This window comes from Kitasatospora sp. NPDC087271 (assembly GCF_044744605.1).
Lineage (GTDB): Bacteria > Actinomycetota > Actinomycetes > Streptomycetales > Streptomycetaceae > Kitasatospora.
Genome location: NZ_JBIUYQ010000011.1, coordinates 247,505 through 262,448 on the forward strand (window position 1 = coordinate 247,505; position 14,944 = coordinate 262,448).

At 72.8% G+C, this 14,944-nt stretch carries 10 protein-coding genes; 7 read left to right on the plus strand and 3 right to left on the minus strand.

Features of this window, described 5'->3' with window-relative positions; translation table 11 throughout:
* The first annotated feature begins 97 nt into the window (after positions 1-97).
* Together ACIO9K_RS20775 and ACIO9K_RS20780 are read left to right on the plus strand one after the other, a co-directional pair.
* Positions 98-739, plus strand: coding sequence for a TetR/AcrR family transcriptional regulator (locus ACIO9K_RS20775; RefSeq protein WP_400331703.1), 642 nt, complete (start codon positions 98-100; stop codon positions 737-739).
* 365 nt (positions 740-1,104) lie between these two features.
* A complete protein-coding gene (locus ACIO9K_RS20780; protein WP_400331706.1) occupies positions 1,105-5,211 on the plus strand; it encodes an ABC transporter transmembrane domain-containing protein in 4,107 nt (1,368 codons plus the stop codon).
* A gap of 56 nt (positions 5,212-5,267) precedes the next feature.
* Here the strand turns inward: ACIO9K_RS20780 and ACIO9K_RS20785 are convergent, their stop codons facing one another.
* Positions 5,268-6,257 (minus strand): ATP-grasp domain-containing protein, encoded by a 990-nt coding sequence (locus ACIO9K_RS20785; protein WP_400331709.1) that lies wholly within the window; start codon positions 6,255-6,257, stop codon positions 5,268-5,270.
* 95 nt (positions 6,258-6,352) lie between these two features.
* On the opposite strand from ACIO9K_RS20785, the gene ACIO9K_RS20790 reads away from it, so the two are divergent.
* On the plus strand, positions 6,353-6,886 hold the full coding sequence (locus ACIO9K_RS20790; protein ID WP_400331712.1) for an NUDIX hydrolase: 534 nt from the start codon (positions 6,353-6,355) through the stop codon (positions 6,884-6,886).
* Between the two features lie 198 nt (positions 6,887-7,084).
* Here ACIO9K_RS20790 and ACIO9K_RS20795 read toward each other — a convergent pair whose 3' ends face one another.
* A complete protein-coding gene (locus tag ACIO9K_RS20795; RefSeq protein ID WP_400331715.1) occupies positions 7,085-8,272 on the minus strand; it encodes a hypothetical protein in 1,188 nt (395 codons plus the stop codon).
* Positions 8,273-8,390: 118 nt separating this feature from the next.
* Positions 8,391-9,506 (minus strand): ABC transporter substrate-binding protein, encoded by a 1,116-nt coding sequence (locus tag ACIO9K_RS20800; protein ID WP_400331718.1) that lies wholly within the window; start codon positions 9,504-9,506, stop codon positions 8,391-8,393.
* Between the two features lie 321 nt (positions 9,507-9,827).
* Between ACIO9K_RS20800 and ACIO9K_RS20805 the strand changes: the two genes are divergently transcribed.
* The 4 genes from ACIO9K_RS20805 to ACIO9K_RS20820 all read left to right on the plus strand — a co-directional run bounded on the left by ACIO9K_RS20805 (position 9,828) and on the right by ACIO9K_RS20820 (position 14,525).
* The gene (locus ACIO9K_RS20805; RefSeq protein ID WP_363620159.1) at positions 9,828-11,399 is read left to right on the plus strand and encodes an APC family permease; all 1,572 of its coding nucleotides are present in this window, start codon (positions 9,828-9,830) and stop codon (positions 11,397-11,399) included.
* 237 nt (positions 11,400-11,636) lie between these two features.
* Positions 11,637-12,701: a tryptophan--tRNA ligase gene (gene trpS / locus ACIO9K_RS20810; protein WP_400331721.1), complete on the plus strand. Its 1,065-nt coding sequence runs from the start codon at positions 11,637-11,639 to the stop codon at positions 12,699-12,701.
* A gap of 161 nt (positions 12,702-12,862) precedes the next feature.
* Positions 12,863-13,819 carry an LD-carboxypeptidase gene (locus ACIO9K_RS20815; RefSeq protein ID WP_400331724.1) on the plus strand — a complete coding sequence of 319 codons (957 nt, stop codon included), beginning with the start codon at positions 12,863-12,865 and terminating at the stop codon, positions 13,817-13,819.
* A gap of 31 nt (positions 13,820-13,850) precedes the next feature.
* Positions 13,851-14,525 carry a nucleoside/nucleotide kinase family protein gene (locus ACIO9K_RS20820; protein WP_400331727.1) on the plus strand — a complete coding sequence of 225 codons (675 nt, stop codon included), beginning with the start codon at positions 13,851-13,853 and terminating at the stop codon, positions 14,523-14,525.
* Positions 14,526-14,944 lie beyond the last annotated feature (419 nt).

The window sequence follows — 14,944 nt, forward strand, 5'->3', positions numbered from 1 at the left end:
CGGCCGAATGCGGTGCGCCCGTGGACCCCACGTTAATTAACGTTAACTCACGCGCCCAGGTTAACGGCCGATAACCCCACTGTCTACGATGGGCAGCATGCCGAACGTCCCCGCAGCCTCCGCGCTCCCACGCCGCGACCAGATCCGTCGGGAGGCCGCGCGACTCTTCGCGGCCCGGGGTTTCCTCGGGGTGGGTGTGGACGAGATCGGCAAGGCCGTCGGCATCAGCGGGCCCGGGCTCTACCGCCACTTCGCCGGAAAGGACGCGATGCTCGCCGATCTGCTGATCGGCATCAGCGAGCGCCTGCTGGAGGAGGGGCGGCGCCGGGCGGGCGGCGGTGACGGTCCGGCCGCCGCGCTGGACGCGCTGATCGGCGGCCACGTCGACTTCGCCCTCGACGACCGCGACCTGATCACCCTCCACGACCGCGAGCTGCTGAACCTCAAGGAGGAGGACCGCCGCACCGTCCGCCGGCTCCAGCGCGGCTACGTCGAGCTGTGGGTGGACGTGGTCCGGCAGGCCTATCCGCAGCTGACGGGCGCCGCCGCCGAACCGGTGGCCAGGGCCGCCGTCCACGCCGTCTTCGGCCTGATCAACTCGACCCCGCACAGCCTCGGCCCGGGCCCCGCCCAGGACGAGCGCTCCGGCCTCCAGCGCGACGGCATGGCCGTCCTGCTGCACGCCCTCGCCCACGGCGCCTTCGCGGCGGCGGCCGAGTCGGTGTCCGCGCAGGCCTGAGCCCTGCGCGCCCCCGGAGGGCCTGCCCGGTGGTCCGGGCCCAAGGGCCGGCGGTCCGGCTCCGAGGCCGGAGGTCCAGGACTACCGGAGGTCTAGGACCAAAGGATGGCGCCCGCCCGCCCCTGGCCGCTGGGCCTTCGGCGGGTCGTCCGCGACCCTGGAGTCAGGCGACCCTGGAGGCGGGCGGGGTCGGCGGGCCGTGCGCGCGCTCGGCCGGGACGCGTTCGGCCGGGAATCACCGCAGGCCGCAGGCTGTTGGCCAGTCCGCCGGACCGGACGATCCGGGCCGCCCCGGCCCGCTCCGGCCCCATCCGGGCCGGAAACGCCATGGCGGCCACCCGACGAAATGGTTAGCATCCCTAAATATGCCTGAGACTCACGGATCCACGGTGGAGCAATCCCCGAGCGGCTCACCGGACCCCGGCGCGAGCCCGCAGCTGGACGGCGACCACCCGCAGCCGGACGGCGACCACCCGCAGGCCGTCGGCTGGCTGCGCCGCCTGGTCGGCTACTGCTGGCGGTCCCGCCGCAGCGTGCTGCTCGCCTTCGGCGCCTCGCTCGTCGGCATGGCCGTCACCTCGCTGGTGCCGCTGGTCACCAAGGTGATCATCGACGACGTCATCACCGCGCACACCCGCTCGCTGGTCCCCTGGGCGGTGGTGCTGTTGCTCGCCGCCGTCGTCGTCTTCGGTTGCACCCAGGTCCGCCGCTACTACGGCGGTCAGCTCGCCCTGGACGTCCAGCACGACATGCGCAGCGACCTGTTCCGCTCGCTCGGCCGGCTCGACGGCCACCGCCAGGACCGGCTGGACACCGGCCAGGTGGTCGGGCGCGCGACCTCCGACCTCCAGCTGATCAACGGCCTGCTCTCGATGCTGCCGATGATGACCGGCTACCTGGTGATGTTCGTCATGTCGCTGGCCGTGATGGTCTGGCTCTCCCCGCCGCTCACCCTGATAGCCCTGGTGATGGCCCCCGCGCTGTGGTGGATCACCGTCCTCAGCCGCAAGCGCCTCTTCCCCGCCACCTGGGCCGCCCAGCAGGAGGCGGCCGCCGTCGCGGGCGTGGTGGACGGCGCGATCGGCGGCGTCCGGGTGGTCAAGGGCTTCGGTCAGGAGGCGCAGGAGCTGGACAAGCTGGAGCGGGCCTCCCGCCACCTGTTCGCCGCCCGGCTCCGGTCGATCCGGCTCAACGCCCGCTACAACCCGGCGATGCAGGCCATCCCGGCGCTCGCGCAGGTCGCGGTGCTGGCCTTCGGCGGCTGGCTGGCCGTCGACGGCCAGGTGTCGCTCGGGACCTTCGTCGCCTTCTCCACCTACGTCGCGCAGATGACCGGGCCGGTGCGGATGCTCACCATGGTCATCACGGTCGGCCAGCAGGCCCGGGCCGGTGTGGAGCGTGTCCTCCAGCTGATCGACGAGCGCCCGCTGGTCCAGGAGCGCCCGGACGCGCTCACCCTGGACCTCACCGGGGACGGCACCCGCGAAGGCGCCGCCACCGGCGTCCGCGAAGGCAGCGCCGCAGGCCCTCGCGCCACCGCAGGCCCTCGCGCCACCGCAGACACCCGCGCCACCACAGGCCCCCGAACCTCCGATGTCGCCCTGGAGTTCGACCAGGTCGAGTTCCGCTACGACCCCGAGCACCCCGCCCCCGTCCTGCACGGCCTCAGCCTGAAGCTGGCCCCCGGCGAGACCCTCGCCCTGGTCGGGGCTTCCGGCTCCGGCAAGTCGACGGTGGCGCAGCTGGTGCCGCGCTTCTACGACCCGGCGGCCGGCGCCGTCCGCCTCTACGGCCACGACCTGCGCGACCTCACCCTGGACTCGGTCCGGTCGGCGGTCGGCATCGTCCCCGAGGAGAGCTTCCTGTTCTCCGAGTCGGTCCGCACCAACATCGCCTACGGCCGTCCGGACGCCACGGACGAGCAGGTGGTGGCGGCCGCGCGGGCCGCCCAGGCCGACGAGTTCGTCCGCGCGCTGCCCGACGGCTACGAGACCAAGGTCGGCGAGCAGGGCCTGACCCTCTCCGGAGGCCAGCGCCAGCGGATCGCGCTGGCCCGGGCGATCCTCACCGACCCCCGGATCCTGCTGCTGGACGATGCCACCTCGGCAGTGGACCCGCAGGTCGAGGCGGAGATCCACGACGCGCTGCGCTCGGTGATGACCGGCCGCACCACGCTGCTGATCGCCCACCGCCGTTCGACCCTGCAGCTCGCCGACCGGATAGCCGTCCTGGATCACGGCCGGCTGCTGGACATCGGCACGCACGAGGAACTCGACGCCCGATGTCCCCAGTACCGGGCTCTGATCACCGACCCCGAGGCCGGCCGCACACCCCGGTCGTCCGAGACCCCGCAGACCGTCGAGCAGACCTCCGCGCAGACCGTCGAGCAGACCTCTCCGCAGACCCCCGAGCAGCCCGCTGGGCAGCAGGCCCCCGAGCAGCAGACCCCTGAGCAGAAGGCCGCTGAGCAGACCGAGGCGCGGTCCACCCCCGAGCCTGTCCACGAACCGACCCCCACGCCGGCCTCGTCCCCCACCCCGGAACCCGTCGCCACGCAGGCCCCCGCCCCGGCCACCCCCGACCTCCCCACCCCCGCCCTGGTCAAGGCGGCCCGCACCGCCGACCCCGACCTGCTGGCCAAGGTCGCGGCCCTCCCGCCGGCCGCCGACTCCCCGGCGGTCCCGCGCGCCGAGGCCGAGGCCGGTGACCCGGACTTCACCCTCCGCCGCCTGCTGCGCCCCTTCCGCGTCCCGCTCGCCTTGGCCCTGCTGCTCGTCGCGCTCGACGCGGCCTCTGGCCTGGTGCTGCCGGTGCTGATCCGGCACGGCATCGACCAGGGAGTCAGCAAGGCCCTGATGTCCGGGGTCGCCGTGGCCGCGCTCGCCGCGCTGGTGGTGGTGCTGCTGGACTGGTTGGTGCAGAGCGCCGAGAACCGGGTCAGCGGCCGGACCGGTGAGCGGGTGCTCTACCTGCTCCGCCTCAAGATCTTCGCCCACCTCAACCGGCTCGGCCTGGACTACTACGAGCGCGAGCTGTCCGGCCGGATCATGACCCGGATGACCACCGACCTGGACTCGCTGACGTCCTTCCTGCAGACCGGCGTGGTCACCGCCGTGGTCAGCCTGCTGACCTTCGGCGGGATCTTCGCCGCGCTGCTGATCATCGACGCCGGCCTGGCCCTGGTGGTCTTCGCGGTGCTGCCCCTGCTGGTGATCGCGACGCTGGTGTTCCGCCGGAAGTCCAGGGACCAGTACGAGTTGTCCCGGGACCTCATCAGCACCGTCAACGCCGACCTCCAGGAGAACGTGGCGGGCATGCGGATCGTCCAGGCCTTCCGCCGCCTGGACACCAACACGGACCGCTTCGTCGCCCGGGGCGTCGCCTACCGCGAGGCCCGGGTGCGCGCGCAGCTGTACATCTCGCTGTACTTCCCGTTCGTCCAGTTCCTCTCCAGCGTGGCCGCCGCGCTGGTGCTGATCGTGGGTGCGGCCCGGGTCGACGCCGGGACGCTGACGGTCGGCGCTCTGGTCGCGTACCTGCTGTACATCGATCTGTTCTTCGCACCGGTCAACCAGCTGTCCCAGGTGTTCGACGGCTACCAGCAGGCTTCGGTGGGTCTCGGCCGGATCCGGGAGCTGCTGCGCACCCCGACCGCCACGGCCGAGGCGGCCGACCCCGTGCCGGTGCCCGAGGGGCTGCGCGGCGAGATCTCCTTCGAGAGCGTCGGCTTCGCCTACAACGGCGGTGCGGACGGCGCCCCGAACGTGCTGACCGGTGTGGACCTGCACATCCCGGCCGGGCAGACGGTGGCGCTGGTGGGCGAGACCGGCGCCGGCAAGTCGACGCTGGTGAAGCTGGTCGCCCGGTTCTACGACGCGACGGAGGGCACCGTGCGGGTGGACGGGGTCGACCTCACCCGCTTCGACCTGGCGCAGTACCGCCACCGGCTGGGCGTGGTGCCGCAGGAGGCGTACCTGTTCGCGGGCACGGTGCGCGAGGCGATCGCGTACGGCCGGCCCGACGCCTCGCCGGCCGAGGTGGAGGCGGCGGCCCGGGCGGTCGGTGCGCACGACATGATCGTCCGGCTGTCCGGCGGCTACGACCACGAGGTCGCGGGTCGCGGCCGCAACCTCTCGGCCGGCCAGCGGCAGTTGATCGCGCTGGCCCGGGCCGAGCTGGTCGATCCGGACGTCCTGCTGCTCGACGAGGCGACCGCGGCGCTCGACCTGGCCACCGAGGCGGCGGTCAACCAGGCCGCGGACCGGCTCAGCGGTGGCCGCACCACGCTGGTCATCGCCCACCGACTGACCACCGCCGAGCGCGCGGACCGGGTCGTCGTGCTGGACCACGGCCGGGTGGTCGAGGACGGCACGCACACCGAGCTGCTCGCCCGGGGCGGCACGTACGCCCGGCTCTGGCAGGCGTTCATCGCGGACGGCCACCCGGCGGTCGAGGCCGTCGCCGCCGGGTAGCCGACTGCCCGCGATCAGTCTGGCGGACCGTCGCCGGCGGCCCGTCAGGCTGATCGTCAGGCGGCGATCAGCGAGGCCAGCAGGCCGGTGGCGTCGATCCCGCGCGGCAGGTCGCTGACCTGTCCGTCGCCGACCTCGACCACGCGCCAGCCGGAGCCGTCGGCCCGGTTGGCGAGGTCGGTGGTGACGAAGCGGCAGCCGAGCATCCGGACCAGGGGGCGGACGCCGGTGAGGTCGGGTTCGACATCGTGGTGAGGCGCGTCGGGGTGCGGCCCGACCAGGACGGGCTCGCCGTCCAGCCACCACACCCGCGCCTCCACGGCCCGCCCGCTCCCACGGCCCGAACGGTCATCCGACCCTCCATCCGGCCCTCCGCCCGATCCTTCGCCCGATCCTTCGCCCGAGTCGTCACCCGAGCTGCCGCCCGGCCCGTCGGCCAGCGGCTCGAACTCCTCGTACCGCCGCAGCACCACCCCGCCGGTCAGGAACTCGCCCTGGAGCTCGACGAACCGCGCCACCACGCGTCCGACGCTCGCCAGATCGGCCAACTCGGGGACGTAGCAGGCCTCGTGCCACTCGTGCTTGCGCGACTTCACGTAGTCCTTGACGATCGCCGGTCCGACCCCGCCGAGCCGGGCCGCGGCGGCCGCCAGCTCTTCCGGCCCGGGCACCGCGGCAGCGGCGGCGGGGATCCACGCGCTGGGCGGGGTCGTCCCCTCGAACACGCCGTACCAGCCCGGCAGTTCGTGTGCCGTCGCATAGCCGGCCGGGCTGGTCAGCAGGGCGCAGCCGCGCGCGGCGAGCGCGGCGGCGAAGCCGGCGTAGCGGGCGGACGGAAGCATCCAGCCCCGGTACCAGAGCGGACCCCGGTCCTGCGGCACCCGTCGGACCGCCTGCTCGGCGTGCCCGGTGAGCAGCGCGTCGTGGTCGACCAGGTGGTGCTCGCCGCCCAACTCCCGCAGCAGCCTGGCCTCCCAGGCGAAGTGCGGGTCGGGCCGGCGCGGGTTGAGCGGGTCGGCGGGGAAGAGGATCGCGGGTACGGGCATGGCCGTCAGGGTAAGGCCCGGGCGGGGCGGCGTCGGCGGCTTTCGGCGCGTCAAACCCGCTCGACGGCCCGGCCGGGTGCTGGGAGAGTGATCCGATGCGAAATCTGCTGAGACTCCGTAGGCGTGTCCCCCGGCGGGCGGCTCGCACGGTGGTCCTGGACGAGGACGGCTCGGTCTTCCTGCTCCGTTCGGACAACGACGAGGTCGGCGTCCACTGGACCATGCCGGGCGGCGGGCTGGAGCCCGGCGAGACCCCGTGGACCGGCGCCCGGCGCGAACTCTGGGAGGAGACGGGCTGGAGCGACCTCGAACCGGGCCCGCTGCTCTGCACCTGGGAACACGACTTCACCTGGCACGGCACCCCGGTCCGTCAGCACGAGCACATCTACCTCACGGGCGGACCGCACCGCGGCCCGGTCGGTGACGTCAGCGCGGTGCACGCCGAGGACCGGATCCTCGACTGGCGCTGGTGGACCCCGGCCGACCTGGCCGACGAGAACGCCGACGCGCTCTGGCCGCCCCGGCTGCCGGAGTTGCTGGCCGCGGTCCGCGAGGGCTGGGCCGTCGACGGGCGCCCCCCGGTACCCGTCGACCTCGGCTTCATCCCGAACGCCCCGGCCACCCGCTGACGGCCGCCTGCCGACCGCTCCCCGACGCCCGGTCGACCGCGATCTCCCGGCTGCCGTCCCCTGGCCGTTGCCGGCGGCCCCTGAACGCGCGCTGCTACGACCGTTGCCGGCGGCCCCTGAACGCGCGCTGCTACGACCGTTGCCGACGGGCCCTGCCCGCGCGCTGCTGCGACCACACGCTGCTACGAGCGGACGCCCCTACGGGCGCCCGCCGCGTCGTGCCCGCCCGCCCGGGCCGGATTCCCAGCCGTGCAGGTCCAGCTCCCGGTCGTGCAGCGCGCAGGGGTTCATCAGCACGGTCAGCTGCGCGTCGGTCAGCTGCTCGAAGGCGAGCCCGGTGGCGGACAGCAGTTGCTCGGTCGGCACCGAGACGGCGATGGCGGGGCGCCAGGAGGGCAGCACGATCAGGCTGGTGCCGCGGCCGATCCGGACCGGTTCCGCCGTCACCCGGATCGGCGCCCGCTCCTCCGGGCGGCCGACGGCCTCGGGCTGGTTCGGGCTGCCGCCGATCAGGATGCCGAGCGGTGTCTCGGCCCGCGCCGCCTCGGGGTCGGCGCCCGATGGCGCCGTCACCGCCCCGGTGCCTCCGATGGGTTCACCCGAACCGGGTGCGGCTGCCGCCCGGACCTCGGCCGGGAGAGCGGCGGAGGTCGCGGCCGTCTCCCGTGCGGCCGCCCCCTGCCCGGTCGCGTCGGCCTGCGGGTGCATCCGGCGCAGTCGGCGCGAGGGCGCGGGGCGCCGGGATCCGGCGGTCCGGAGTTCCTCGCGCGCCGCGCGCAGCACGGGTACGGCCCGGTCGCCCTCGGGCGCGACGGTCGGTCGACCGAACCGGCCTGCCCCGGTCCCGGCCCGCCCGCCCACGGCCTCGGCCTCACCACCCGGAACGTCTTCACGATGCTGAACGCCCGCGCCGCCCTCACGGACCCCGCCCTCACGGACCCCGCCGTCCCCGTCCTCGTCCTCGCCGTCCTCGGCGCTCTCGCCGAGCAGCGCCCGGACCTCCGTGGCCGGTCGCCGGCACGCGGCCGCCAGGTCGGCGACCGAGCGGCCTTGGGCGCGGGCGGCCCGCAGCCGGTCGGCGAGCGCCGCCCGCAGCCGCGAGGTGGTCGGATCGTCCGCAGCCGCCTCGCCCCCCGCCGCGAGTCCGCCGTTCTCCGCGCCGTCCTCCCGTCCGCGCGGCTGCGGAACCGAGTCGTGGCGTGAGCCGCCCGCCTGGCGCGGCCCGCCGACCGTGCCGGACGGGGCGGCGCCCGGAGCGCCGGCCGGGCCGGTCTCGGCGGCCGTCGCGATGGAGCAGCGCGCGGCGTGCGGGGGCGCGGATCCGGCGCTGCCCCCGGGCGGGCCGGGCAGGGACGGGTCGGTTGCGGCGGGGTGGAGCGAGGTCATCGGCACGGGCCCTTCGGCGGACGGTCCGGATGATCCTCCCGCACCGCGCGACCAGCTCCAAGAGTCAACTCCGGGGGTGTGCGCGAGACCACTGCCCGCCCCTACGCCCCGTGTCGACTCAAGTGCCGGGCGCGACGAAGCCCTTGAGGTCGGCGAGCACCGCGTTGGCGGCCATGACACCGAGCCCGAGGAACCAGGTCTCGTCCGAAACCGGCCGGGCCTGACCGGACTTGACCGCGCCGAGGGTCTTCCAGAGCGCGCCGCCAAGCACCGCGTCCTGGTTGGTGGAGCTGGGGCTGCCGTACACGCCGTAGAAGATCCAGTCGGCGTCGGCCTTGTCGATCTGCTCCGGGCTGACCTCCACCGCGAGTTCCTTGACCTGTTCGATCTTGGGCTGCGGCAGCGGGACGTCGGTGAGGATGGTGCCGATGAAGGACAGCTCGGCGTACAGCCGGGTCCGGCCGGGCATGAAGCGCAGCGGCGTGATGGTGGGCCGCTTGTCGCCGAGCTTGGCGCCGATCGCGGTGGCGGCCGCCTGGTACGCGTCGAGCTGGGTCTTGGCCTCGGCCTCCAGGCCGAACGGGCTGGCGTTGAGCTGGAAGTTCTGCTTCCAGGGGTAGCCGGGGCGCAGCGAGAAGACGGTCGGCGCGATCTTGGAAAGCTGCGCGTACTGGTCCTGGGCGCGCAGCTGGCTGCCGAGGATCAGGTCGGGCTTGAGCGCGGCGATGGCCTCCAGGTTGAGGCTGTTGATGGTGCCGACGTTGGCCGGGTTGCCGGCCTTGTCCTTGAGGTAGGACGGCAGGGACTTGGAGCCGTCGGTGTAGACGATGCCGACCGGCTGGATGCCGAGTGCGACGACGTTGTCGAGTTCGCCGGTGTCCAGGACCACGACCCGGGTGGGCTTGGCGGGGATGACGGTCTCGCCCATGGCGTGCTTGACGGTGCGCGGGTAGACGCCGGGGGCGGCGTCGGTGCCGAAGCCCTTCATCTTCTCGATCACGGTGGCGTAGTCGTCGCCGCCCTGCTTGACCGACTTCTGGTCGGGCGATGCGCCGCCGGTGCCGGGGGTCGCGCCGCCGGAGCCGCCGTTGCCGCCCGAGCCGCCGGAGCTGCCGCAGGCGGTGAGCAGTCCGCCGAGGCCGAGGACCGCCCCGCCGGCGATCCCGGCGGAGAGGAACCTGCGGCGGGAGGGGGTACGGGGGACGAGGACCAGGTCGTCGGAGTGGGGGGCCACGCGACGCTCCTTCGAATCGAGGTTAGGTGAGGCAAACCTATCCGAAGCGTCCGAGGGGGGCGTGGTGACCCGTCCGGGCTGGGGGTGAACCATCTCAAACCTTGACATAAGGGAGAAATTCTCTTGACCCTGATCCTTTGAAACTAAGGTACACCGCTTAGCGCGCCGTTAATGCTGCACCTTGATGGCCTTCGTCGAGAACGAATCGAAGCAAGTGGTTTAGATCACCAAGGGTTGGTCTACTCAACCTTCCATGCTCGCGCCTAGGGTGCGCTGGTGTTTGATCAGCAGCTCTCAGAGCACGGAAGCAGCGGCCGGGCAATGGCGCCCGGCGCTCCGCAGGGTGCCCCGGTCAGTGGCATCAGTGGTGGAGTCCCCGACCAGGGGACAGCTGGGGGAGCGGGGGACAAGGGTCTACGGGGCAACTCGGTGGGCCTGCTGGGCAGTGTGGTCCTGGGCGTTTCCACGGTCGCCCCGGTCTACTGCCTGACCGCGACACTCGGGCCGACCGTCACCGCGGTCGGCGTCCAGATGCCCGCCGTGTTCCTGGCCGGCTTCCTGCCGATGCTGCTCGTCGCGTTCGCCTACAAGGAGCTGAACAAGGACTTCCCGGACTGCGGCACGTCCTTCACCTGGACGGTCAAGGCCTTCGGCCCCCGGGTCGGCTGGATGGCCGGCTGGGGCCTGACCGTCGCGACCATCATCGTGCTGTCCAACCTGGCCGGGGTCGCGACCGACTTCCTCTACCTGATGCTCGGCGAGATGACCGGCAGGAGCTGGGTCGCCGAACTCGACCAGAACCAGGCCGTCCACCTGCTCACCGTCGTCCTGCTGATCGCCGGCGCCACCGCGATGAGCTACCGGGGGATGACCGCCACCAAGTGGTTCCAGTACAGCCTGGTCGGCCTCCAACTCGCCGTGCTGGTGCTCTTCTCGGCCATCGCCATCGGCAAGGCCGCCGCCGGCGACCTGCCCGACTCGATCGGCTTCTCGTTCTCCTGGCTCAACCCGCTCCAGGTCAGCTCCTTCAGCGCCTTCACCGCCGGCCTGTCGCTGTCGATCTTCATGTACTGGGGCTGGGACACCTGTCTCACCATGAACGAGGAGACCCTCGGCAGTGCCAAGACCCCTGGCCGCGCCGCGATGGTCTCCATGGTCACCCTGGTCGGCTCGTACCTGCTGGTCGCGATCTCCGCCCAGATGTTCGCGGGCGTCGGCTCCACCGGCTCCGGCCTCAGCAACCCGGAGACCTCCGACAACGTCTTCGCCGCGCTCGCCCGCCCGGTCCTCGGCTCGCCGTGGAGCGTCCTGCTCTTCCTGGCCGTCGTCGCCAGCGCCGCCGCCAGCCTCCAGACCACCTTCATCCCGGTGGCCCGCACCCTGCTCGCGATGAGCGCCTACCGTGCCGTGCCGCCGCGCTTCGGCGCCGTCCACCCGCGCTTCCGCACCCCCGGGTACGCCACCGTCGCGGCCGGCATCGCCACCGCCGTCTTCTACGTCGGCATGAGCCTGATCAGCGAGAACGTCGTCCAGGACACCATCCTGGCGCTCGGCCTGATGATCTGCTTCTACTACGCGCTGACCGCGTTCGCCTGCGTCTGGTACTTCCGCCGCTCGCTGCGCACCGGCCCCCGCGACCTGTTCCTCAAGGGCATCGCCCCGCTGCTCGGCGGCGTGCTGCTGAGCGGGGTCTTCCTGCAGACCCTCACCGACGCCTGGAACCCGGACTACGGCAGCGGCGCCGTCTTCGGCATCGGCTCGGTGTTCGTCATCGGCGTCGGCATCCTGCTGCTCGGCGCCGTCCTGATGACCTGCTACGGGCTGGCCCGGCCGGAGTTCTTCCGCGGCGAGACGCTGCGCAAGGACACCCCCGCGCTGGTCGTCGAGGACTGAGAGGACCGGGAGGACCGGGAGGACCGGAGCGCCGAAAGCCGACCACGCCGCCGGGCACCGACGCTATCCTCGACCGCATGAAGCTCTACGCGGGCCAGTGCTGGTGGCCGTCCTGAGGGACGGCCACCCCACCCGCTTGACCAGGGCCGTCCGGAATGGACGGCCCTTTCGCGTTTCCCACGGAACGGGCCCCCGCCCCGGACGGCCGCCACCACCGCCGTACCGAGGAGAAACCCGATGACCACCGAGACGACCGCGACCACCCCGACGACCCCGTCCGTGGCCACCACCGCCACCTTCACCGCCGACCCGGCCGGCCACCGCGTCCTCACCGGGGACCGCCCCACCGGACCGCTGCACCTCGGCCACTACTTCGGCACCCTGCACAACCGCGTCCAGCTCCAGAACCAGGGCGTCGAGATGTTCGTCGTGATCGCCGACTACCAGGTCATCACCGACCGGGACATCGCCGACCGGCTCGCCGAGCACACCGAGAACCTCGTTCTCGACTACCTCGCGGCCGGCCTCGACCCCGACCGCGCCACGATCTTCGCGCACAGCGCCGTCCCCGCCCTCAACCAACTGCTGCTGCCCTTCCTCAGCCTGGTCAGCGTCGCCGAACTGAACCGCAACCCCACCGTCAAGGACGAGATCGCGCACTCCCGCCAGTCCGCCGTCAACGGGCTGATGTTCACCTACCCCGCCCACCAGGCCGCCGACATCCTCTTCTGCAAGGCGAACCTCGTCCCGGTCGGCCAGGACCAGCTGCCCCACCTCGAAGTCGCCCGCACCATCGCCCGCCGCTTCAACGAGCGCTACCCGCACGCCGACGGCGGCGCCGTCTTCCCCACCCCCCGCGCACTGCTCTCCGACGCCCCGCTGCTGCTCGGCACCGACGGCGGCAAGATGAGCAAGAGCCGGGGCAACTCCGTCCCCCTCGGCGCGACCGAGGACGAGACCGCCCGGATCATCCGCGGCGCCAGGACCGATGCCGACCGCCGGATCGACTACGACCCGGCCAACCGGCCCGAGGTCTCCGGCCTCATCCTGCTCGCCGCGCTCTGCCAGAACCGCGCACCCGAGGAGATCGCCGAGGAAATCGGCGACGGCGGGGCCGCCGCGCTCAAACGCACCGTCACCGACTCCGTCAACGAGTACCTCCGCCCCCTGCGTGCCCGCCGCGCCGAACTCGCCGCCGACCGAGGCCACCTGCGCCAGGTCCTGCGCGACGGGGCCGAACGCGCCAACGCCGTCGCCGACGCCACCCTCGACGAGGTCAGGAAGGTGATGGGGGCGATCTGAAGAACCGCCCCGCACCTCCGGCGCACCTTCGGGGCACCTTCGGCCCGAAGACGTCGGCTCGCGGACATCGGCCCGTCGACACGGGGGCATATCGTCACCGGGCGGCCTCGACCACGCCGAGGCCGCCCGTACCCGGCCTCCCCCGAAAGGCGTCCCGGACCATGGACCAGCACCCGACCACGCCCGGCCAGGGTCTGACCCGCCCGCCGCACCTGCGCCCCGGCGACCACGTCGCCGTCGTCGCCCCCAGCGGCCCGATCGACTCCCAGCGGCTCACCGACGGCTGCGCGGTCCTCCGCTCCTGGGGCCTGCGGGTCACCGTCGCCCCGCACGTCCTCGACGCCCACCCCACCCTCGGCTACCTCGCCGGCACCGACGCCGACCGCGCCGCCGACCTCCAGTCCGCCTGGCTCGACCCCACCGTCGACGCCGTCATCTGCGCCCGTGGCGGCTACGGCGTCCACCGCATGGTCGACCTGCTCGACTGGGACGCCATGCGCGCCGTCCCGCCCAAGCCGTTCATCGGCTTCAGCGACGTCTCCTCCCTCCAGGAGGCCTTCGCCCAGCGGCTCGGCATCGCCACCCTCTACGGGCCGATGAGCGCGGCCGGCTCCTTCATCACCGACGGACCGACCGCCGACCACCTGCGCCGCACCCTCTTCGAGCCCACGGCCACCACCGTGCTCACCTCACCGACCGCCACCGCCCTCGTCCCCGGCCGCGCCCGGGGCGTCACCGCGGGCGGCTGCCTCCACGTCCTCGCGGCCGAGCGCGGCACGCCCGCCGCCCGGCCCTCCTACGCCGGCGGCATCCTGATCCTGGAGGACGTCCACGAGCAGCCGTACCAGCTCGACCGGCTCCTCACCCAGTTCCTGCGCTCCGGTGCGTTCGACGGGGTCGCCGGCATCGCACTCGGCTCCTGGGACGGCTGCGGACGGCTCGACCGCGTCCGGGACGTCATGCTCGACCGCCTCGGCCCGCTCGGCATACCCGTCATCTGGGAACTCGGCTTCGGCCACTGCCCCTCCACCCTGACCGTCCCGCTCGGCGTCCCCGCCGTCCTCGACGCCGACGCCGGCACCCTCACCCTGGAGGTGCCCGCCCTCGCCGAGCGGTGAGGCCCGTGCCGACGGTGAGTAGGGTGCGGCCATGAACGAGGACCGCCTCACCGCCCTCGCCCTCGGCTTCCTCCGGGGCCCGGGCAGCAACGCCCGCACGATCCTCGGACTTGCCGGCCCGCCCGCCGCCGGCAAGTCCACCCTGGCCCGGCACCTGGTCGCCGAGATCGAACGCGCCGAGGGCCCCGGCAGCGCCGCGTACGTCCCACTCGACGGCTTCCACCTGTCCGCCGCCCAACTGGACCGCCTCGCCCTGACCCACCGCAAGGGCGCCCCCGCCACCTTCGACGCCCACGGCTACGTGGCCCTGCTGCGCCGCATCGCCGCCGACCGCTTCCAGGACATCTACGCCCCCGACTTCGACCGCACCCTCGACGAACCGGTCGCCGCTCGCCACGTCGTCCGCCCGCACACCCGCCTCGTCATCACCGAGGGCAACTACCTCGCCTCCACCGACACCCCGTGGCCGGAGGCCCGCCGCCTGCTGCGTGAACTCTGGTACGTGGACACCGACGACGCCCTCCGCGAGGAGCGCCTGCTCCGCCGCCACCGCGACGGCGGCCGCGACGAGGCCACCGCCCGCCACTGGGTGGCCGGCAACGACCACCCCAACGGCGAGTACGTGAAAGCCGGCCGCGCACTCTGCACCCGGACCGTCCCCGGCAGCGGCTTGCCCGCGACGCCGACCAGGGGTAGTGTTCTCTAGTCGCTCGGCAGGGAGCACCGGACACGCATCGGCGCGGACGGTCCCGGGGCGGCCAATCCTCTTGAAACACCATTTCCTGGTTCGGGCTGGGTCGCGTCTTGTCGCGGCTTGGTTCCTATTCGGCTTGTTCGTTTTATTGGATTGCGGTCGATTCGCTTTTCGGAGCAGGGATCGGCTAGAGTTTGAAACGTCGGACGGGGCGTCAAGCCGCAGAAGACGCCAGCGAGTTGGATGAACGAAGCGCCGGAAACGGGGCGGAAAACATCTGGTAAGCTGGGAACACGAAAGAACGAAGCGCCCGGAGGGCCCGCTGGAAGGCGGCCTGAAGGAAGTGTCCGTTCCTTGAGAACTCAACAGCGTGCCAAAAGTCAACGCCAGATATGTTGACATCCCCGGCCTCAGAATCTTCTGGGGTTGGA

Bases quoted from the DNA above. Each gene is read 5' to 3' on its own strand.
- ACIO9K_RS20775 (WP_400331703.1), top strand. From the start codon at position 98: ATGCCGAACGTCCCCGCAGCCTCCGCGCTCCCACGCCGCGACCAGATC.
- ACIO9K_RS20780 (WP_400331706.1), top strand. From the start codon at position 1,105: ATGCCTGAGACTCACGGATCCACGGTGGAGCAATCCCCGAGCGGCTCA.
- ACIO9K_RS20785 (WP_400331709.1), bottom strand. From the start codon at position 6,257: ATGCCCGTACCCGCGATCCTCTTCCCCGCCGACCCGCTCAACCCGCGC.
- ACIO9K_RS20790 (WP_400331712.1), top strand. From the start codon at position 6,353: ATGCGAAATCTGCTGAGACTCCGTAGGCGTGTCCCCCGGCGGGCGGCT.
- ACIO9K_RS20795 (WP_400331715.1), bottom strand. From the start codon at position 8,272: ATGACCTCGCTCCACCCCGCCGCAACCGACCCGTCCCTGCCCGGCCCG.
- ACIO9K_RS20805 (WP_363620159.1), top strand. From the start codon at position 9,828: ATGGCGCCCGGCGCTCCGCAGGGTGCCCCGGTCAGTGGCATCAGTGGT.
- trpS (WP_400331721.1), top strand. From the start codon at position 11,637: ATGACCACCGAGACGACCGCGACCACCCCGACGACCCCGTCCGTGGCC.
- ACIO9K_RS20815 (WP_400331724.1), top strand. From the start codon at position 12,863: ATGGACCAGCACCCGACCACGCCCGGCCAGGGTCTGACCCGCCCGCCG.
- ACIO9K_RS20820 (WP_400331727.1), top strand. From the start codon at position 13,851: ATGAACGAGGACCGCCTCACCGCCCTCGCCCTCGGCTTCCTCCGGGGC.